The organism is Nonomuraea sp. CA-141351 (genome assembly GCF_050944675.1).
Taxonomy (GTDB): Bacteria; Actinomycetota; Actinomycetes; order Streptosporangiales; family Streptosporangiaceae; genus Nonomuraea.
The window spans coordinates 12,474,982-12,493,963 of sequence record NZ_CP191982.1 but is presented as its reverse complement, the minus strand read 5'-3'; the positions used below and the strand labels follow the sequence as shown (position 1 = coordinate 12,493,963).

The window sequence follows — 18,982 nt, the reverse complement described above, 5'->3', positions numbered from 1 at the left end:
CCTCGTGCTGAAGAAGCTCATGGTCGTCACAGGAGCCGTCGCCATGCTGTCGCTCGCGGCCCCGGCTCACGCGGACATCACCAGCGGCGACGGCAGCGTGCTCGGCGGCAACCAGGTGCACATCCCGATCAACATCCCGATCGACATCTGCGGCAACGCCGTGGCCGTCATCGGTGTCGCGTTCGCCGGCTGCAAGGGCGGTGCCAACGTCTACGGGCCGAGCCACCACTGACAAAAGGACGACCCGGGCCGGCGCTCGTCCGGCCCGGGCTCTCACCCCGGCTGGCCGGTCGGCGAGCGGCCAGCCGGCGCACCTCCAAGAGGTCTCATGCGCGCGGGCGTCGGTCCTGGATGAGGGACCTGGCGCCCGCTGCCATGCGATGAAACCCTCTCCTCATCTCTTCCGACAGGGGGTGCACGTTTTGTATGCCCTTGTCGCTTTTGTCGCTAACTCAACATGCGGCAAAGCGGCGGTCACATCTGCAGCCTTGAAAGGCCGTTACGCTGGTCGGCGGTGCCATCAGCTCGACAGAGGTGTGACGTCATGGACGCAGGGGATCGCCCGGCACGGCTGACGGTCGGCGTGCTCGGAGCAGGCAAGGTGGGCTCGGCCCTCGGTGCCGCGCTGGCGCAGGCAGGGCACCGGATCGTGGCCGCGAGCGGTGTGTCGGACAATTCACAGCGATGGGCCGCCGACCGGCTCGGCGTCAAGCTGTCCAGACCCGACGAGGTGGTCGCGGCGGCTCAGCTCATCCTGCTCACCGTGCCCGACGACGCGCTGCCCGATCTCGTCAACGGGCTCGCCACCACGGGCGCCGACCTGCAGGGCAAGCTGCTGGTGCACACCAGCGGGGCGTACGGGCTGTCCGTGCTCGACCCGGCGGCCAGAGTCGGCGCGCTGCCGCTGGCGCTGCACCCGGTGATGACGTTCACGGGCAGGGACGACGACCTCAACAAGCTCACCGGCATCTCGTACGGCGTGACCGCCCCCGACGTGCTGCGGCCGATCGCCGAGGCCCTGGTGATCGAGATGGGTGGCGAGCCCGTCTGGATCGCCGACTCCGACCGCGCGCTCTACCACGCGGCACTGGCCGGGGCCGCCAACCACATGGTCACGCTCATCGCCGAGTCGCAGGAGCTGCTGGGGCGCATCGGCGTCGAGCATCCCGGGCGGATGCTGGGCCCGCTGCTCGGTGCCGCGCTCGACAACGTGCTCCGGCTGGGCATCACCGGGCTGACCGGCCCGGTCGTCCGCGGCGACGCGGGCACGGTGCGCAAGCATGTGGACGCGCTGATCCTGGCGGCACCCGAGGCGGCCGACGCCTACATCGCGCTGGCCAGGCTCACGGCGGACCGGGCACTGGCGGCGGGCCTGCTCAAGCCGGAGGAGGCGGAGCGGCTGCTCGACGCGCTCGGGGGCAATATATGGACTTAATCGTCGCGTTCGGAGGGTCGTATGGAGCTGATCGTCGCCAGGCACCGGGAAGACCTGGTCAAGGCGCGCCGTGGTGGTGAGGTGGCCCTGGTGCCGACCATGGGCGCGCTGCACGAGGGCCATCGGTCGCTGATCAGGCAGGCCCGCGCCCGCGCCGATCAGGTCGTGGTCAGCATCTTCGTCAATCCTCTGCAATTCGGCCCAAGCGAGGATTTTTCCCGTTATCCCCGTACATTCGACGCCGACCTTGACGTGTGCCGGGCGGAGGGCGTGGACGTCGTGTTCCACCCGGACCCCGGAGAGATGTACGCGCCGGACCGCCAGGTGAGCGTCTCCGCCGGCCACATGGGCACGATCGTCGAGGGGGCATCCCGCCCCGGCCACTTCGACGGCGTGCTCACGGTCGTGCTCAAGCTGTTCAACCTCGTCCAGCCCGACCTCGCGGTCTTCGGCCAGAAGGACGCCCAGCAGCTCGCCGTCATCCGCCGCATGGTCGCCGACCTCGACCTGCCGATCGAGATCCTGGGCGCGCCCACCGTACGCGAGCCCGACGGCCTGGCCCTGTCGAGCCGCAACCGCTACCTGTCCGACGACGACCGGCAGGTGGCGCTGGCACTCTCCCGCGCCCTGCGGGCGGGCGCCGCGGAGTTCACTCCGGCCAGGATCCGCGCGGCGGCGCAAGAGGTGCTCGACGCGGCCGGACCCCGGCTCGAGGTCGACTATCTCGCGCTGGCCGACCCGGCCACGTTCGCCGATGTGGACGAGTCGTACGAGGGGACGGCCGTGCTGGCGGTGGCCGCCAAGGTGGGCGCGACCAGGCTGATCGACAACGTCACCCTCACCTTGAATCCCGCCTGACGGCCACGGGGACCCCGGGGCATGCGCACGCCGCGCCAGGCGTTATCGTCATATTGACGAAATCGCCTCAGTGAGGAGACCCCTGATGAGTGCACCGGCGATTCCCCTACGGCTGACCGCGCCCGCACCCGGCTGGACCGTCGAAGCGGACGTGGTCGTCGTCGGCTCGGGCGTCGCGGGCCTGACCGTGGCCCTGCGCTACGCCGAACTTGAGCCGTCCGCCAAGGTGCTGGTCGTCACCAAGGACGTGCTGTCTGCAGGCTCCACCCGATGGGCCCAGGGCGGCATCGCGGCCGTGCTCGATCCCCGCGACACCCCCGATGAGCACCTGAATGACACGTTGCTCGCCGGCGTCGGGTTGTGCGACACGCAGGCCGTGCGCACGCTCGTCACGGAGGGGCCCGGCGCGCTGCGGCGGCTCATGACCCGCGGCGCCCGCTTCGACCGCACCCCTGACGGGGAGCTCCAGCTCACGCGCGAGGGCGGCCACCGGCGGCGCCGGATCGTGCACGCGGGTGGCGACGCCACGGGAGCGGAAGTGCAGCGGGCGCTCGTCGAGGCGGCCCGCGCCGAGCGCATCGAGGTGATCGAACACGCGCTGGTGCTCGACCTGCTCAAGGACGCCAGGGGCCGGGCCACGGGCGTGACGCTGCACGTCATGGGCGAGGGCGCGCGTGACGGGGTGGGCGCGGTGCGCGCCAGGGCGGTGGTGCTGGCCACCGGCGGCATGGGCCAGGTCTACGCCGCCACCACCAACCCCGCCGTCTCCACCGGCGACGGCGTCGCGCTCGCGCTGCGGGCCGGGGCCGTGGTGCGCGACATCGAGTTCGTCCAGTTCCACCCGACCGTGCTCTGGCTCGGCGAGGGCTCGACCGGTCAGCAGCCGCTGATCTCTGAGGCGGTCAGGGGTGAGGGCGCGTACCTGGTCGACCACGAGGGCGGCCGGTTCATGCAGGGCGTGCACGAGCTCGCCGACCTGGCGCCGCGCGACGTCGTGGCCAAGGCGATCATGCGCAGGATACGCGAGACGGGCCGCGACCACATGTACCTCGACGGCCGCCACTTCGGCCGTGAGAAGTGGGAGTCCCGCTTCCCCACGATCTACGCCATCTGCCGCGAGCACGGCATCGACCCGGCGACCGAGCCGATCCCCGTGGCCCCCGCCGCTCATTACGCGAGCGGCGGCGTCCGCACCGACCTGCGCGGTCGTACCTCGATCGAGGGCCTGTACGCGTGCGGCGAGGTGGCCTGCACGGGCGTGCACGGCGCGAACCGCCTGGCCTCCAACTCCCTGCTCGAGGGGCTGGTCTTCGCCGAGCGCATCGCCGAGGACATCCACGCGGTACGCCCGTCGCCCGGCGAGCCGGTCGAGGACGGAACGGCGACCGGGCTGGTGGACCCGAGGGTCAGGCCCAGGATCCAGGCCCACATGAGCACCGGGGCGAGCGTGCTGCGCAGCCGCGAGTCGCTGCTGGCCACGGCCAGGGCGCTGCGCGACGCCCGCTGGACGCCGGTCGAGGTGCCCGCCTGCACCGAGTCCTGGGAGGCCACGAACCTGCTCACCGTCGCCACCGTGCTCACCGGTGCGGCGACGGCCAGGCTCGAGACCCGCGGCTCGCACTGGCGCGAAGACCACGACACCCGCGACGACAACGACTGGCTCGGCCACCTGGACGTGACCCTGACCGAGGAGGGCCCCCGCATGACGTACACGCCTCATGGAGATGCGATGCCGCCGCGCCTGGCGCAGGAGCTCACCGCCGCCGGGCTGGACCCGGCCGAGGTGGACGCGCTGCTCGACCGCGCGCTGGCCGAGGACCTGCAGGAGGCGGGCGACGTGACGAGCCTGGCCACGATCCCGGCCGAGCAGTTCTGCGCGGGCGACGTGGTGGCCCGCGTGGACGGCGTCGTGGCGGGGCTGGCCGTGGCCGAGGCGGTGTTCCTCCGGCTGGGCGCCGCCCGTACGGACAGGAAGGCCAAGGACGGCGAGCGGGTGCGGGCGGGAGACGTGCTGATGACGGTCGAGGGGCCGGTGCGGGCCATGCTGACGGCCGAGCGCACGGCGCTCAACCTGCTCACGCACCTCTCGGGGGTGGCCACGCTGACCGGCAGGTGGGTGGAGGCGATCAGCGGCACGGCGGCGCGCGTGCGTGACAGCCGCAAGACGCTGCCCGGTCTGCGGGCCCTGGAGAAGTACGCCGTGCGCTGCGGCGGCGGCGTGAACCACCGGATGTCGCTGTCGGACGCCGCGCTGATCAAGGACAACCACGTGGTGGCGGCCGGAGGGGTGGCCGAGGCGTTCAGGGCGGTCAGGGAGCTCTACCCGGAGCTGCCGATCGAGGTGGAGATCGACCGGCTCGACCAGCTCGAGGCCGTGCTGGATGAGGGGGCCGAGGAGATCCTGCTGGACAACTTCACAATCGAGGACACAGCTCGCGCCGTACAAGTCGTGAAAAATCGGGCGAAAAACAGGGTTGTACTTGAAGCCAGCGGGGGATTGACCTTGGAATCGGCTCGTCGCGTGGCCGAAACTGGCGTTGACTACCTGGCGGTGGGGGCGCTGACGCACTCTGCGCCGGCCCTGGACATCGCACTGGATCTGCGGGGGTAATTGATGCTGCTCACGATCGACGTCGGCAACACGCACACGGTGCTGGGGCTGTTCGAGGGCGAGGACGTCATCGAGCACTGGCGGCTGGCCACCGACGCCCGCCGCACCGCCGACGAGATCGCGGTCGTCCTCCAAGGCCTGCTGACGCAGTCGCCGCTGCTCAAGGGGGCCGACATTGACGGCATCGCCATCTGCTCCACGGTTCCGAGCGTGCTCAACGAGATGCGCGAGATGTGCCGCCGCTACTACGGCGACGTCACGGCGGTGATCGTGGAGCCGGGCATCCGCACCGGGGTGCCCGTACGCATGGACAACCCCAAAGAGGTCGGCAGCGACCGGATCGTGAACGCGCTGGCGGCCATCGACCAGTACGGCGGCCCCTGCATCATCGTCGACTTCGGCACGGCGACGTCGTTCGACGCGGTGTCGGCCAAGGGCGAGTACGTCGGCGCGGTCACCGCGCCCGGCATCGAGATCTCGGTCGACGCGCTGGCCGCGGCCGGGGCGCAGCTGCACAAGGTGGAGCTGGTCAGGCCGCGCTCGGTGATCGCCAAGAACACGGTGGAGGCCCTGCAGGCCGGGATCATCTACGGGTTCGCGGGCCAGGTGGACGGGATCGTGGAGCGCATGGCGGCCGAGCTGGCCGACGACCCCGACGAGGTGACCGTGGTGGCGACGGGCGGGCACGCGAGCCTGGTGGTGGGCGAGTCGCGCTCGATCGACGTGCACGAGCCGTGGCTGACGCTCATCGGACTGCGCCTGATCTACAACAGGAACACGACCTGACGCCAGCAAGCGGCCCCCCACTCGGGCAAGGGGGCCGCTTGCGCGTATTCGGGGTCGACCGTCACTCGCTCTCGGCGGTGTAGATGTACTCCCAGTGGCCGCACTTGGTCGGGTAGTTGCTGTACTGGCCGATCTGGCAGACCTTCACCCGCAGGCTGGTGACGTCGTTCTCCTGGAAGGAGAACTTCTTGTAGCCGGGGAAGCCGCAGTACTTCTTGGAGTAGACCTGCGACCAGTCGTCGTCGAAGTCGCTGGCCTCGAACTTCACGTACGCGCACTTGCCACCCTCGTCGGCGTCGCGGTTGTCCAGGTCGTAGAGCCGGCCGCGGACGGTGACCTCGTTCGACTCGCCGTCCTCGTCCCAGTTGACGCCGACCCAGCCCTGCGACTTGGCGAGGTGGTTCTTGGCGTAGACGGGACCCCAGGAGCTGGAGTAGTCGTCGTTGTCGGCCGTGCTGGCACTGGCGGCGGAAGGAAGCGACAGGGCCACTGTGCTGGTCGCGGCGACGGCGAGTAAACCGGTGGCGATCTTCTTCAACATCTTCTCTCCTTGAGCTCTCCTTGGACCGGCTCCCTGCCGGCTCCCCCCTGAGCTCGTGAGATATTGATAAGGGAGAGCTCTTGCACAGGTCCTGCAGTGTTCCTGCAGCGGACCGACGAGGCCTTGCAGTTCGCCATATCCCCTACCCTTTGATGTTGTGAGCGACGAACTTCCCGAGCAGATGCGCATCCGGAGGGAGAAGCTCGACCGCCTTCGCAGCGAAGGCGTCGACCCTTACCCGGTGAATTTCCCACGCACGGCGACCAACGCCGAGGTCAGGGAGAAATACCAGGGCCTGGAGCCCGACACCGCCACCGGTGAAACGGTCGCGGTCGCGGGGCGCGTCATGCTCAACCGTGTGGGCGGCAAGCTCTGCTTCGCAACGATCCGCGACGGCGACGCCGACCTGCAGGTCATGATCTCGCTCGACAAGGTGGGCGAGGAGTCGCTGGCCTCGTGGAAGCGCGACGTCGACCTGGGCGACCACGTGGGCGTCACCGGCGAGGTCATCACCTCCCGGCGCGGCGAGCTGTCGATCCTGGCCGACAGCTGGCAGATCACCGCCAAGTGCCTGCGCCCGCTGCCGGAGAAGCACGTCGGCCTCACCGACCCCGAGGCACGAGTCCGCCAGCGCTACGTCGACCTCATCGTCAACGACGAGTCGAGGAAGATGGCCCGCCTCCGCAGTGCCACGGTGCGCGCGGTGCGCGACTTCTGGCACGAGGAGGACTACCTCGAGGTCGAGACCCCGATGCTGCAGCCCATCCACGGCGGCGCGACGGCCCGGCCCTTCAAGACCCACATCAACGCCTACGACATGGAGCTCTACCTTCGCATCGCGATCGAGCTCTACCTCAAGCGGCTCGTGGTCGGGGGCATCGAGAAGGTCTTCGAGATCAACCGCAACTTCCGCAACGAAGGCGCCGACTCCACGCACAACCCCGAGTTCACGATGCTCGAGGCGTACGGCACCTACCTCGACTACAACGACATGGCCGACCTGACCCAGCGGATGTACCAGAAGGCCGTGGTGGCCGCCCTGGACACCTCCGTGGTCGTCCACGACGGGGTGGAGGTGGACCTGGGGATCGCGAGATGGCCCCGCATCACCCTGTACGGCGCCGTCTCCGAGGCCGTCGGCGAGGAGATCACCACCTCGACCACGTTGGAGGAGCTCCGCAAGCTCGCGGACCGCCGCGAGGTCCACTGGGACCCGAAGTGGGGCTCGGGCAAGCTGGTGCAGGAGCTCTTCGAGGCACTGGTCGAGCACACGATCGTCCAGCCCACGTTCGTCATGGACTACCCGCTGGAGACCTCGCCCCTGACCCGTCAGCACCGGGACAACCCGCTGCTGACGGAGAAGTGGGACCTGATCGGCTTCGGCACCGAGCTGGGCACGGCCTACTCGGAGCTGGTCGACCCGATCGAGCAGCGCCGCCGCCTGACGGAGCAGTCCCTCCTGGCAGCCGGCGGCGACCTGGAGGCCATGCAGCTGGACGAGGACTTCCTGCAGGCCCTCGAGTACGCCATGCCGCCCACGGGTGGTGTGGGCGTGGGGATCGACCGCATGATCATGGCCTTCACCGGCAAGAACATCCGCGAAACCATCCTGTTCCCGCTGGTCAAGCCCACCCACTGACCCGTACGGCGGCCCGCCGCCCGCGTCGCCCGCTGGGGTGCGCGCGAGGGCGGCGGGTCAGGGGATGAGGACGAGGCGGCCGCGGAGGCCGCCGGCGGCCAGGCGGGCGTGGGCCTCGGCCGCCTTGTCCAAGGGGTACGTCTCCGCCACCCGCAACGTCAGCAGGCCACCCTCCACCAGCCGCACCACCTCCGCGAGCTGGGCGGCGTCGGCCCGGAAGAACACCGTGGCGACGTCGATCCCACGCAGCCCCACGGGCGCCACCCCCGCGGAGAGCGCGACGAAGGCCCCGCCGTCCCGCACGGCGTCCAAGGCCGCCAGGCCGAGCACGGCCGCGTCCACGACGGCGTCCACGCCCCCGGGGACGAGGGCACGTACGGAGGAGGCCACATTGTCGCCGCGGGGCACGAACCACTCGGCCCCCAGCCCTCGGACCAGCTCCTCGTCCCCGGCACTCGCGACCGCCGCCACTCGGGCACCGCGCAGGGTGGCCAGCTCGACCAGGTAGCCGCCGACGGCTCCAGCCGCCCCCGTGACCAGCAGCGTACGGCCAGGGCCGGCGCCCGCGCGGTCGAGTGCCTGCCAGGCCGTGAGCGTGTTGAGCGGGATCGTGGCCGCCTCCACGGCCGTGAAGCCGCGTGGGGCCCGCGCCACCGCCGAGGCGTCGACCACCACGTACTCGGCCTGCGCCTTGACCGATAGCTCCAGGCGCGCCACGAGTCCGATGACCTCCTCGCCCACGCGGAACGCGACCCCGTCGCCCACCTGGTCGACGGTCCCGGCGGCGTCGAAACCGAGCCCGTACGAGTCCAGCTTGCGGGCCACGCCGTGGTCCGCGAGCGTCCCGGCCGCCACGGCGAGGTCGAACAGATTCACCCCGGCCGCCGCCACCTTGATCCGCACCTGTCCGGGCCCCGCGGTGGGCACCGGCACCTCCACCAGCTGAGGAGCGCCGGAGCCGCCAATGAGTGCACGCATGTTCGTCATGGCGACGAGCGTAGGAAGAGTTACTCTCTTCTGGTAAGGAGGCACCTTGAAGTGCGTAACCCACCCAGGAGGAGGAGCGAACAGATGGCCACGAAGACGGCGGTGGAGCGGCGTGACGAGGCCAGGCAGGCGTTCGACGCGTACTTCGCCCAATGCCCCTCCAGGAAGCTTCTCGACCGCCTCAGCGACAAATGGGTCACCCTCCTGCTCAGCGCGCTGGCGGAGGGGCCGCGCCGCTACAGCGACCTGGCCAGGCGCGTCGCGGGCGTCAGCCAGAAGATGCTCACCCAGACCCTGCGCGGCCTGGAACGCGACGGCCTGGTCTCGCGCACGCTCACTCCGTCGGTGCCCGTACGGGTGGACTACGCGCTCACCCCGCTGGGCGAGAGCCTGATGCCGCTGGTGGCCGCGATCAAGAGCTGGGCGGAGACGCACATCGAGGACGTCGAGGCGGCCAGGGACCGGTACGACGCCACCAACGCCTGACCGAGTCCCTTACAGAAAGTGGTCGCGAAGCTGCCTTCCGGCACGCCGGTTACCGATACGAGGGCAGTTGTCAGCATCGGGTCAAGGTCGCCGGCGATTGTCCCGCTCCAACGCCGGAAGCGCCCGAAGCCTCACGAGTGCCGGCATGATCGCCATATCGGGGACCGGGCACGCACGCCCGGAAACAGGGCCGCCGGCCACGGGCGGCGGCGCGAGCAGCGCGGCGGCGGCCACTCGATTACCCCTAGGCCAATCGGAGCATGCGGCTCCGAATAATCCAATACGTCGGCTTGACCTGGATCTCTCGAATGGAGTGCCGGCGCCGTACAAAGCGAGCGATTGGTGGCTCGCCGTGCGAGCGGAAGATCGCGAATCGCGCGCTCCGGCGGCAACGACCGGCTTATGGATCACACCGAAACTCCGCGCCGAACAGATCCAAATCGGCAACGCCCGAAGATCCCATTGATGGCACATGGCAGGCCCAATGAGATCACTCATCCGAGACCGGGCGCCCTGACATATCGCGAGTGCCTCATATATAACGGATCATGTCAATAGAGCTCGTCAAGTGCGGCGATTGTCATGCTTGACGACCTTTCCAGGATGCGTTTACCGTCTGCGAGGAGCGGCTTTGGCCCATCTGTGAGGTCCGAGTTCTGCTGTTGGGGGGGAGGGCTCCCGATGGATGTGCTCACTGAAGGCGTTGAGCTAAGCCATGCTGATTTGGCGCTGCTGGCGGAGCTGGCAAGGGGAGTCACGGTCGATCGGGTGGGCAGACGTCTGGATATCAGCGGGCGCACGGTACGCCGGAGATTACGGGGCATCTGCGACCGCATCGGCGTCGCCACGGCGATCGAGGCCGTGGCCTGGGCCGCGCGCCGCCAGCTGATCTAGTGCTGCGGGATGTCTCAGTCGGCGATGCGCACCGCGCCGGCGAAGGGCCGCCTGCCGAGTGCCGAGACCCGTACGACGTCGCCCGTCTGCGGGGCGTGCACCATCATGCCTCCGCCGATGTAGATGCCCACGTGGTGCAGGTCGCTGTAGAAGAACACCAGGTCGCCGGGCCGCAGCTCAGAGCGGGAGATGTGCCTGCCCGCGGTCCACTGGTCGCCGGTGTAGTGCGGCAGCGAGATGCCCACCCGCTGGTACGCCGCCATGACCAGCCCGGAGCAGTCGTAGGAGCTCGGGCCCTCGGCGCCCCAGACGTACGGCTTGAGCTGCTGCGTGAGCGCCCACCGCGCGGCCTCCGCGGCCTTGCCGCTGCCCGCGATGGGCAGGTTGACCCGCACGGCGCGCGTGCCTGGCTGCCCCGCCTCGCCGAGGGCCCGCTTGAACAGGCTGCTCTCGACCTTGGTGACCAGCTTGGTGATCTTGTCGCGCTTGGACTGGAGGTCATCGACGATCTTCTGGACCTCGTCGATGCGCGCCTTGGCGCCTGCCTTGGCACGGGCGGCGGCGTCCATGGCCTTGGCGAGCTGGTTGATCTCCTCGCCCTGCTCCTGCTCCAGTGCGTACGAGGTCGCGGCGCGGCTGAGGAACTCCTCGGGGTCCTCGGAGGTCGCGAACGCCAGAGTCTTGGTGAGGCCGCCCGTGATGTAGGCGTTCTGGGCGAGCAGGGCGGCCTTCGCGCGCTTGGCGGCCAGATCCGTCTCGCTGCTCGTCAGCGTCTTCTGCGCGACCTCAGAGGCCTTCTTGGCTGTCTTGAGCTTCTCCCGCTGGCCGTTGTACTGCTCGGTCAGCGTCTCGATCTGCGTGTGCAGCTCCTGGGCCTGGTCGGCGAGCTCCTTCAACGAGGGCTTGGGGTCCGCGGACGCCGAACCGACGGGGATGGCGAACAGCAGCGCGGCGACTGTGAGACTCACCACACCGAAGTGGCGTGGGCGCCGTGCCCGTTCCGGAGGGCGGGCGTGCTTGCCCGCCGACTTCCCCCCGCCGTTGCGCGTGCGCTTCACCAACCAGCTCCTCTCTTGGACGCCTACCGGGTTAGCTGACGGGTTCGGGCCGGAGCAGCCCTACCGAGAGACTCGGACTCACCCCTGTGGTGGCGCTGGAGGTCGCCACCGATGGATCCCCGGCTTCCCTTTCGGGAATTGAGCGTGTCTCCCGCGCGGCACGCGTGGAAACATTGTCGCTGGACACTAATGCACTCCAGGTTCGTGCTCAACCAGAACTGCCAAGTCTGTAGAGGTTTCACAACCGAAGGGTCACAAGGTGATCTCGTGATCACCTGTGCAGAACAGACCTTATGCCCTCTATGTCCGTGCTTTCGCGCAAACGAGACTGGGGGCAAGCTCCGTGCTCGTCTGGCCACGGGATGTAACAGGATGGGCCGAGCTATGGGAGTTAGGGCCGAGCCGTAATGAGATCTGTACCCTGGAGAGCCATGGAGCAGGTGGCCGAACTGACAACGCCCGAGACCGCGGTGGTGGTCCGGAGAGCCCGCACGCCCGACGTGCGCGCGGTCAGGCGCCTGGTGGACACCTACGCGGGCGCGGGCCCGCGGCTCCTGGAAAAGGCCACTGTGACGCTGTACGAGGACGTACAGGAGTTCTGGGTGGCCGACCGAGGCGGGCAGGTCGTCGGCTGCGGCGCGCTCCACGTGCTCTGGGAGGACCTCGCAGAGATCCGCACGGTGGCCGTGGATCCCGAGTGCCGGGGGATGGGCGTCGGCCACCGGATTGTCTCCGCGTTGATCCAGCACGCCAAAGATCTGGGTCTGCGACGTGTATTCTGTCTCACTTTTGAGGTCGACTTCTTCGCGAGGCACGGGTTCCGCCCGATCCAGGGCACACCGGTCTCACCCGAGGTCTACGCCGAACTGCTGGCCTCGTATGACGAGGGTGTGGCCGAGTTCCTCGACCTGGAACACGTCAAGCCGAACACGCTGGGCAACACCCGCATGCTGCTCCACCTGACATCGGGTGACGCGGACCTTGACCAGATGGAAAGGTGATTGTTGATACCTATGTCGATACGTTGGGCAGCACAGGCATGTGTCCTGACACGTGCCACATGCGCACTCGAAGCGAGGTGACACGGTGAGCACCGGACAGCCGCCGTATCCACAGGACGAATCCGGCGACAATCCCGCCGGCACTCCGGAATACGGTCAACAGAACGCGGGTCGCCGCCCCGGCGAGCCCGACCCCGACGTGACTGTGGTCGGCTACCGGGCGGACGATGCCTACGGTCAGCAGCCCCAGTACGGCCAGCAGGGCTACGGCCAGCAACAGCAGTATGGCCAGCAGCCCCAGTACGGCCAGCAACAGCAGTACGGTCAGCCCCAGTACGGGCAGCAGCCTCAATACGGCCAGCAGCCCCAGTACGGCCAGCAGCCGCAGTCCCAGCCCGGCTACGGGCAGCAGGGCTACGGCCAGCAGGCCCAGTCGCAGCCGGACTACGGGCAGCAGCAGTATGGTCAGCAGCCCCAGTACGGCCAGCAGCAGCCGGGCCAGCAGGGCTACGGCCAGCAGCCCCAGTACGGCCAGCAGCCGCAGTCGGGCCAGCAGGGTTACGGCCAGCAGCCCCAGTCGCAGCCCGGCTACGGGCAGCAGGGCTACGGCCAGCAGCCTCCCTCGGGCCAGCAGTACGGTCAGCAGGCCCAGTCCCAGCCTGACTATGGTCAGCAGCCTCAGTACGGCCAGCAGCCGCAGTCGGACTACGGGCAGCAGGGCTACGGCCAGCAGGCCCAGTCGCAGCCGGACTACGGCCAGCAGCAGTACGGCCAGCAGCCGCAGTCCCAGCCGGACTACGGGCAGCAGCAGTACGGTCAGCAGCCCCAGTACGGCCAGCAGCAGCCGGGCCAGCCGGACTATGGCCAGCAGCAGTACGGTCAGCCCCAGTACGGCCAGCAGCAGGCCCAGCCGGGCTACGGCCAGCAGTACGGCGACCAGCAGCAGTACGGCCAGGCTTACGGGCAGCCGCAGCAGTACGGCCAGCCCGGCTACGGTCAGGCCCACGGACAGCCGGGTCCGGTGGGCGTGCAGCCGCCCGGCGCGCCGGCTCCGCTGGCGGAGTGGTGGCAGCGCCTGGTGGCGAGGATCATCGACGGCGTCATCTTCGGCATCCTCTACACGCTGATCACCATCGTCGTCAGCCTGCTCGCCGTGGGCTACGACTCCGCCACAGGTCTTACCACCGGTATCCTGAGCGGCTTCCTGGTGGGGCTCGTTCAGTATCTCCTCCTGGCCTTGCTGTATGTCGGCTACGACTTCTTCATGACCAAGATGAACGGCCAGACGGTCGGGAAGATGGTCATGGGCATCAAGGTCGTGCCGGTCGGTGCCGGGATGCCGCCCGGCGGCCTGGCCACCGACGCGGCGCTCAAGCGTGCGGCAGGCACCTGGGGCTGGTACTTCCTCGGCGTCATCCCGTTCATCGGCCCGCTGTTCGGCGTCATCGGCACGGGTCTGAACGGCGCCTCGCAGCTGTGGGACAAGCCTCTGCAGCAGACGTTCGCCGACAAGTTCGCGAACACCGTAGTGGTGAAGATCAAGTAGTTCACGCGACAGGTAAAAGCAGGGGCCGGCTTCGTGCCGGCCCCTGTTTTGTGTGCGGGAGGCGTACCAAAATGAGGGCCTGGGTCGCTGATGACGCGAGGTGGGAGTTATGGCCGGGTCGCCGTCGTGGGCGGACGCGCTGCCCGCGGAATGGTGGGAACGGCTCGCCGCCCGAGCGATTGAAGCGCTCGTCTTCGGGGTGTTCTATTACATTCTGTTCATCGCGCTATGGGGCATCTTCCGAACTGTAGGCATGCTGGAGGTGTTCGACGGCCGGCTGCCCGGTGCGTTCGCGTGGTTGGCCGCAGGGCTGGGTTATGTGGGCTACGACTGGTGGGCCCATTCCAGGCGCGGCAGGACGTTCGGGAAGGCGATCATGAGGATTCGCCTGGCCCCGGACGATGTTCCGTCCGGGGCGCTGCTCAAACGGTCCCTGCTGTATCCGGGGCCTGTCATGCTGATGGGCATTCCCGTGGCCAATCTGCTCGCCGGAATGCTCCTGTTCTGTGTGGGCCTGCTCATCCTGATCGACAAGCCCCTGGAGCGGGGACCGCATGACAGACTAGCTGGAACGCGCGTCGTAAAAGATCTTCAGTGAGCCATCTGCCCCAGGCGGGATGCCAATTCTCAAAATTTTCCCTTGATCCGGTAAGGAGTCTGGAGAGACTGGCATTAGGCTATGGGGCGTCCGGGTTGCCGGACGTTGGCGCCCCCGCGACGCGTGGGGCATCTGTGCGCCGCTATGGTCGTGTCTGGGTGGTAGACACCTTGTGCGTCACGAGGGTCCCAGTGCTCCTCCTGGTCGCGCTCCCATCCACATAATGCGCCCCCGAAACCCCGCTAGCCGTGGAGGCGAGGACGAATGGAAGCCCTTACAGACGTATTGTCAGCGCTCATCCCCCCGGTGGTGGTGGGCGGCGCCTTCATCTTTGGCGTAGTGAAGTTGGTCCGATCCGAGGTCCTCGGAGGTCGCCGAAACCGTGAGGATCAGGCCGAGGAGCCAGAACTGATCGGCCAGTCAGCCGAATCCCCGCAGCGCTGAATTGTCTCCGCGCCTTTCCGGGTATATGTTTGGGCAGGCGAATGAAACAATGCTCCGCGAAAGGATTGCGTACATGGCCAAGCAGATCCAGGAGATTCTCATCGATGACCTCGATGGGGGCGAGGCCAATGAGACGGTCAGCTTCGCTATTGACGGCTCGTCCTATGAGATTGACCTCAGCGACCTTAACGCGAAGAAGCTGAGGGACGCGCTCACGCCTTTCGTGCAGCACGCGCGCAGGGCGGGCGCAGTCTCCACGCGTCGCCGCGGTCGCGGCGGCAGCCGGGCGATGAGCCGCGAGAAGAGCTCCGAGATCCGGCAGTGGGCCAAGGCTCACGGCCTGCCGGTCAGCGAGCGCGGGCGGATCGCCTCCACGGTCGTCGAGAAGTACGAGGCGGCTCACTGAGCGAGTCGCCTATCGACCATGCGCTTATGCCGTTCGCCTAGGACCCCGGCGGCCGCCATAAGCGCATGATCGTATCTGGGGCCGGTTCTCGAATGCCGCGTGCCCGGATGGCGATCTTCCACACCGCGCATATGCGGGCGTTTTGGTCGGGTGTGCCGGTCCATGGACCGGCACCGTTTCACCGGCGGTCGCCCGCATATCTGGTTACGCCCCGTGCTGCTCCCGGAAAGTCAGTCACGGGGCCATACCTCATTCAACGTACGTTCGCGGCCGTACGTCACGAGTGGAACCACGTTCATGGAACGCGCCATCGCCGTAAATCACGGTGACGTATAGCCGGAAGTCGCCTGAAGGCGATCTCCGGCCACGGCCGCGTCTATAGCGGTGATCTCTCCGAACGTAAACCGGGCACCGCTACTGTAAGTAAACCCGCGACCGGCGGGATGGACGGCTCCGGGCAATACCGGCAGCCCTGCCGGCTCCTTGGTGCCGGGTAAAACCTGCTAACCCGAGCATGGCTCGCACAAACCCCGTTCCCCGGCATGTGCGCACAATGCCCTGCCATCTCGCGTGCACACAAGTGCGGCGAATGTGGTGTCCCGGGGCAGGTTTGATCTCATGATGCGAGATGAACTCGGTAACCGGGCTGACCAGATCGCGTGATTCCCCCGGTGTGCGGTCCGTGCCGCGTTGTGCTCAGGGCGTAGGACGGCCGTTTGGACGGGGGCCCCTCCCGTACATAGGATGATTGCGTAACGATACGGACGCGGCATCCGAGATGTGCGGGCGAAGGGGCGGTCCCCAACGCCTACTCCGCTCCGGCGCGTCCGATGGCCGATCCGTGTGGGTCCGTATGCGTCGCGAGGGCAATTTTCGACGCTTCCGAGAAGCGTCTTAAACATCGTTCGCTTGCGGCGTATCGGGAACACGTCACCCCCGAACAGTAGTTGGATGGAGGGTGAACGCCCTGCTCTCGGGGAACGTCTCTGCTATAGAGCGTGTCAGCGGCAGTGGGCACGGTTCGCCGAGCCAGGGCTAGCATGCGGGATGACGGGACCGGATTTACCGGCCTGACTGACCGCTCTGTGAGGAGCGACGAGATGTTCGAGAGGTTCACCGACCGAGCGAGGCGTGTTGTCGTCCTGGCCCAAGAAGAGGCCAGGATGCTCAACCACAACTACATCGGCACTGAGCACATTCTTCTTGGTTTGATCCATGAAGGTGAGGGCGTGGCCGCCAAGGCTCTGGAGAGCCTCGGCATCAGCCTTGAGGGTGTGCGCCAGCAGGTCGAGGAGATCATCGGCCAGGGCCAGTCGGCTCCGTCGGGGCACATTCCGTTCACCCCGCGGGCCAAGAAGGTCCTCGAGCTGTCGCTCCGTGAGGCTTTGCAGCTGGGCCACAACTACATCGGCACCGAGCACATCCTGCTCGGGCTCATCCGCGAGGGTGAAGGTGTGGCCGCCCAGGTGCTGGTCAAGCTTGGAGCTGATCTCAACCGTGTGAGGCAGCAGGTCATCCAGTTGCTCCACGGTTACCAGGGCAAGGAGCCGGCCGCGGCGGGTGGTCCGCAGGAGTCGGCGCCCTCGACCTCCCTGGTGCTCGACCAGTTCGGCCGCAACCTGACCCAGGCGGCCCGTGAGGGCAAGCTGGATCCGGTGATCGGCCGTGAGAAGGAGATCGAGCGGGTCATGCAGGTCCTCTCGCGGAGGACCAAGAACAACCCGGTTCTGATCGGCGAGCCCGGTGTCGGCAAGACCGCCGTCGTCGAGGGGCTGTCGCAGAAGATCGTCAGGGGTGAGGTGCCCGAGACGCTGAAGGACAAGCAGCTGTACACGCTTGACCTCGGTGCTCTGGTCGCCGGTTCCCGTTACCGCGGTGATTTCGAAGAGCGTCTGAAGAAGGTGCTCAAGGAGATCCGTACGCGCGGGGACATCATCCTGTTCATCGACGAGTTGCACACGCTCGTGGGCGCGGGCGCGGCTGAGGGCGCGATCGACGCGGCCAGCATTCTCAAGCCGATGCTGGCGCGTGGCGAGCTGCAGACGATCGGCGCGACCACGCTCGACGAATACCGCAAGTACCTCGAGAAGGACGCCGCGCTGGAGCGCCGCTTCCAGCCGATCCAGGTGGCCGAGCCCTCGCTCAGCCACACGATCGAGATCCTCAAGGGTCTGCGCGACCGCTACGAGGCGCACCACCGCGTGTCCATCACCGACGACGCGCTGGTGGCCGCCGCGCAGCTGGCCGACCGCTACATCAGCGACCGCTACCTTCCCGACAAGGCGATCGACCTCATCGACGAGGCGGGTTCCCGGATGCGCATCCGCAGGATGACCGCTCCGCCGGACCTGCGCGAATACGACGAGAAGATCGCCAATGTCCGCCGCGACAAGGAGTCCGCGATCGACGCGCAGGACTTCGAGAAGGCCGCTGCCCTCCGCGACCAGGAGAAGCAGCTCCAGCTCAAGCGCGAGCGGCGGGAGAAGGAGTGGAAGGCCGGCGACATGGACGTCGTGGCCGAGGTCACTCAGGAGCTGATCGCCGAGGTTCTGGCGACCGCCACCGGCATCCCGGTCTTCAAGTTGACCGAGGAGGAGTCGCAGCGTCTGCTCCGTATGGAGGATGAGCTGCACAAGCGGATCATCGGTCAGGATGATGCGATCAAGGGTCTGTCGCGGTCGATCCGGCGTACGCGTGCTGGTCTGAAGGACCCGCGTCGTCCTGGTGGTTCGTTCATCTTCGCGGGTCCTTCTGGTGTGGGTAAGACGGAGCTGTCGAAGGCTCTGGCGGAGTTCCTCTTCGGTGATGAGGATGCTCTGATCAGCCTGGACATGTCGGAGTTCATGGAGAAGCACACCGTTTCGCGGCTGTTCGGCTCGCCTCCCGGCTATGTCGGGTATGAGGAGGGTGGTCAGCTGACGGAGAAGGTGCGGCGTAAGCCGTTCTCGGTGGTCTTGTTCGATGAGATCGAGAAGGCTCATCCGGACATCTTCAACTCGCTGCTGCAGATCCTGGAGGATGGTCGTCTGACCGATGCTCAGGGTCGTGTGGTGGACTTCAAGAACACGGTCATCATCATGACCACCAACCTGGGCACGCGGGATATCTCCAAGGGCATCGGGGTGGGGTTCGCGAAGTCGAATGACGCCGACTCCAACTACGACCGGATGAAGTCGAAGGTGCAGGAGGAGCTCAAGCAGCACTTCCGGCCGGAGTTCCTCAACCGTGTCGATGACATCGTGGTCTTCCATCAGCTGACGCCGGCCGAGATCATCAAGATCGTGGATCTGATGCTGGCTCAGGTCGATGCCCGGCTGAAGGACCGCGACATGGGGCTGGAGGTTTCGCCTGAAGCCAAGCAGTTGCTGGCCGACCGGGGTTACGACCCGGTCATGGGCGCCCGTCCGCTGCGCCGTACGATCCAGCGCGAGCTCGAGGACTCGCTGTCGGAGAAGATCCTGTACGGCGAACTCCGGCCGGGCCAGGTCGTCAAGGTGACGATCGAGGGCGAGGGCGACAACGCCAAGTTCCTCTTCAAGGGCGAGTCCGCCTCCAAGGTCCCGGACTCGGCCGCCGCCATCGCAGCGCCGATCCAGCACTGACGGATCTCCGGAAGCCCCCGTGTGAGATGCCTCACACGGGGGCTTTCGCACGTTCTACGTGAGGCCCGCTCGCCACCACTGTCTCCTTGG

17 protein-coding genes and 1 riboswitch are annotated in these 18,982 nt (G+C 67.6%); of the genes, 13 read left to right on the top strand and 4 right to left on the bottom strand.

All coding sequences use genetic code 11. The features are described 5' to 3' along the window. Nucleotides 1-4: 4 nt before the first annotated feature. The 5 genes from ACQPWU_RS58735 to ACQPWU_RS58715 all read left to right on the top strand — a co-directional run bounded on the left by ACQPWU_RS58735 (nucleotide 5) and on the right by ACQPWU_RS58715 (nucleotide 5,690). A complete protein-coding gene (locus ACQPWU_RS58735) occupies nucleotides 5-232 on the top strand; it encodes a chaplin family protein (RefSeq protein ID WP_433435747.1) in 228 nt (75 codons plus the stop codon). Nucleotides 233-544: 312 nt separating this feature from the next. Continuing rightward, complete coding sequence (locus ACQPWU_RS58730) at nucleotides 545-1,435, top strand: Rossmann-like and DUF2520 domain-containing protein (RefSeq protein WP_360682973.1); 891 nt, start codon at nucleotides 545-547, stop codon at nucleotides 1,433-1,435. A gap of 21 nt (nucleotides 1,436-1,456) precedes the next feature. Continuing rightward, nucleotides 1,457-2,293: a pantoate--beta-alanine ligase gene (gene panC / locus ACQPWU_RS58725; protein ID WP_433435746.1), complete on the top strand. Its 837-nt coding sequence runs from the start codon at nucleotides 1,457-1,459 to the stop codon at nucleotides 2,291-2,293. An 85-nt stretch (nucleotides 2,294-2,378) separates the two neighbouring features. Next, the gene (locus tag ACQPWU_RS58720; RefSeq protein ID WP_433435745.1) at nucleotides 2,379-4,904 is read left to right on the top strand and encodes an L-aspartate oxidase; all 2,526 of its coding nucleotides are present in this window, start codon (nucleotides 2,379-2,381) and stop codon (nucleotides 4,902-4,904) included. A gap of 3 nt (nucleotides 4,905-4,907) precedes the next feature. Then, nucleotides 4,908-5,690: a type III pantothenate kinase gene (locus tag ACQPWU_RS58715; RefSeq protein ID WP_433435744.1), complete on the top strand. Its 783-nt coding sequence runs from the start codon at nucleotides 4,908-4,910 to the stop codon at nucleotides 5,688-5,690. Nucleotides 5,691-5,751: 61 nt separating this feature from the next. Here ACQPWU_RS58715 and ACQPWU_RS58710 read toward each other — a convergent pair whose 3' ends face one another. Continuing rightward, the gene (locus tag ACQPWU_RS58710) at nucleotides 5,752-6,231 is read right to left on the bottom strand and encodes a hypothetical protein (RefSeq protein WP_433435743.1); all 480 of its coding nucleotides are present in this window, start codon (nucleotides 6,229-6,231) and stop codon (nucleotides 5,752-5,754) included. A gap of 157 nt (nucleotides 6,232-6,388) precedes the next feature. Between ACQPWU_RS58710 and lysX the strand changes: the two genes are divergently transcribed. Beyond that, a complete protein-coding gene (gene lysX / locus ACQPWU_RS58705; RefSeq protein ID WP_433435742.1) occupies nucleotides 6,389-7,870 on the top strand; it encodes a bifunctional lysylphosphatidylglycerol synthetase/lysine--tRNA ligase LysX in 1,482 nt (493 codons plus the stop codon). Nucleotides 7,871-7,927: 57 nt separating this feature from the next. Here the strand turns inward: lysX and ACQPWU_RS58700 are convergent, their stop codons facing one another. Then, a complete protein-coding gene (locus ACQPWU_RS58700) occupies nucleotides 7,928-8,857 on the bottom strand; it encodes an NADP-dependent oxidoreductase (RefSeq protein WP_433435741.1) in 930 nt (309 codons plus the stop codon). Between the two features lie 84 nt (nucleotides 8,858-8,941). On the opposite strand from ACQPWU_RS58700, the gene ACQPWU_RS58695 reads away from it, so the two are divergent. Then, the gene (locus ACQPWU_RS58695) at nucleotides 8,942-9,343 is read left to right on the top strand and encodes a winged helix-turn-helix transcriptional regulator (protein WP_433435740.1); all 402 of its coding nucleotides are present in this window, start codon (nucleotides 8,942-8,944) and stop codon (nucleotides 9,341-9,343) included. Between the two features lie 681 nt (nucleotides 9,344-10,024). Next, on the top strand, nucleotides 10,025-10,237 hold the full coding sequence (locus ACQPWU_RS58690) for a LuxR C-terminal-related transcriptional regulator (protein WP_132597751.1): 213 nt from the start codon (nucleotides 10,025-10,027) through the stop codon (nucleotides 10,235-10,237). Between the two features lie 14 nt (nucleotides 10,238-10,251). Here ACQPWU_RS58690 and ACQPWU_RS58685 read toward each other — a convergent pair whose 3' ends face one another. After that, a complete protein-coding gene (locus tag ACQPWU_RS58685; RefSeq protein ID WP_433435739.1) occupies nucleotides 10,252-11,295 on the bottom strand; it encodes an NlpC/P60 family protein in 1,044 nt (347 codons plus the stop codon). 5 nt (nucleotides 11,296-11,300) lie between these two features. Continuing rightward, nucleotides 11,301-11,450, bottom strand: a riboswitch (cyclic di-AMP (ydaO/yuaA leader). Between the two features lie 276 nt (nucleotides 11,451-11,726). On the opposite strand from ACQPWU_RS58685, the gene ACQPWU_RS58680 reads away from it, so the two are divergent. Beyond that, complete coding sequence (locus ACQPWU_RS58680; RefSeq protein ID WP_433435738.1) at nucleotides 11,727-12,296, top strand: amino-acid N-acetyltransferase; 570 nt, start codon at nucleotides 11,727-11,729, stop codon at nucleotides 12,294-12,296. A gap of 10 nt (nucleotides 12,297-12,306) precedes the next feature. Here the strand turns inward: ACQPWU_RS58680 and ACQPWU_RS58675 are convergent, their stop codons facing one another. After that, on the bottom strand, nucleotides 12,307-13,302 hold the full coding sequence (locus tag ACQPWU_RS58675) for a hypothetical protein (RefSeq protein WP_433435737.1): 996 nt from the start codon (nucleotides 13,300-13,302) through the stop codon (nucleotides 12,307-12,309). 15 nt (nucleotides 13,303-13,317) lie between these two features. On the opposite strand from ACQPWU_RS58675, the gene ACQPWU_RS58670 reads away from it, so the two are divergent. The 4 genes from ACQPWU_RS58670 (at nucleotide 13,318) to ACQPWU_RS58655 (ending at nucleotide 18,892) form a co-directional block, all read left to right on the top strand. Beyond that, nucleotides 13,318-13,842: an RDD family protein gene (locus ACQPWU_RS58670; protein WP_433435736.1), complete on the top strand. Its 525-nt coding sequence runs from the start codon at nucleotides 13,318-13,320 to the stop codon at nucleotides 13,840-13,842. Between the two features lie 109 nt (nucleotides 13,843-13,951). Then, on the top strand, nucleotides 13,952-14,440 hold the full coding sequence (locus tag ACQPWU_RS58665; RefSeq protein WP_433435735.1) for an RDD family protein: 489 nt from the start codon (nucleotides 13,952-13,954) through the stop codon (nucleotides 14,438-14,440). A gap of 517 nt (nucleotides 14,441-14,957) precedes the next feature. Further along, complete coding sequence (locus ACQPWU_RS58660; protein ID WP_090937978.1) at nucleotides 14,958-15,290, top strand: histone-like nucleoid-structuring protein Lsr2; 333 nt, start codon at nucleotides 14,958-14,960, stop codon at nucleotides 15,288-15,290. 1,100 nt (nucleotides 15,291-16,390) lie between these two features. Further along, nucleotides 16,391-18,892, top strand: coding sequence for an ATP-dependent Clp protease ATP-binding subunit (locus ACQPWU_RS58655; protein WP_433435734.1), 2,502 nt, complete (start codon nucleotides 16,391-16,393; stop codon nucleotides 18,890-18,892). Nucleotides 18,893-18,982 lie beyond the last annotated feature (90 nt).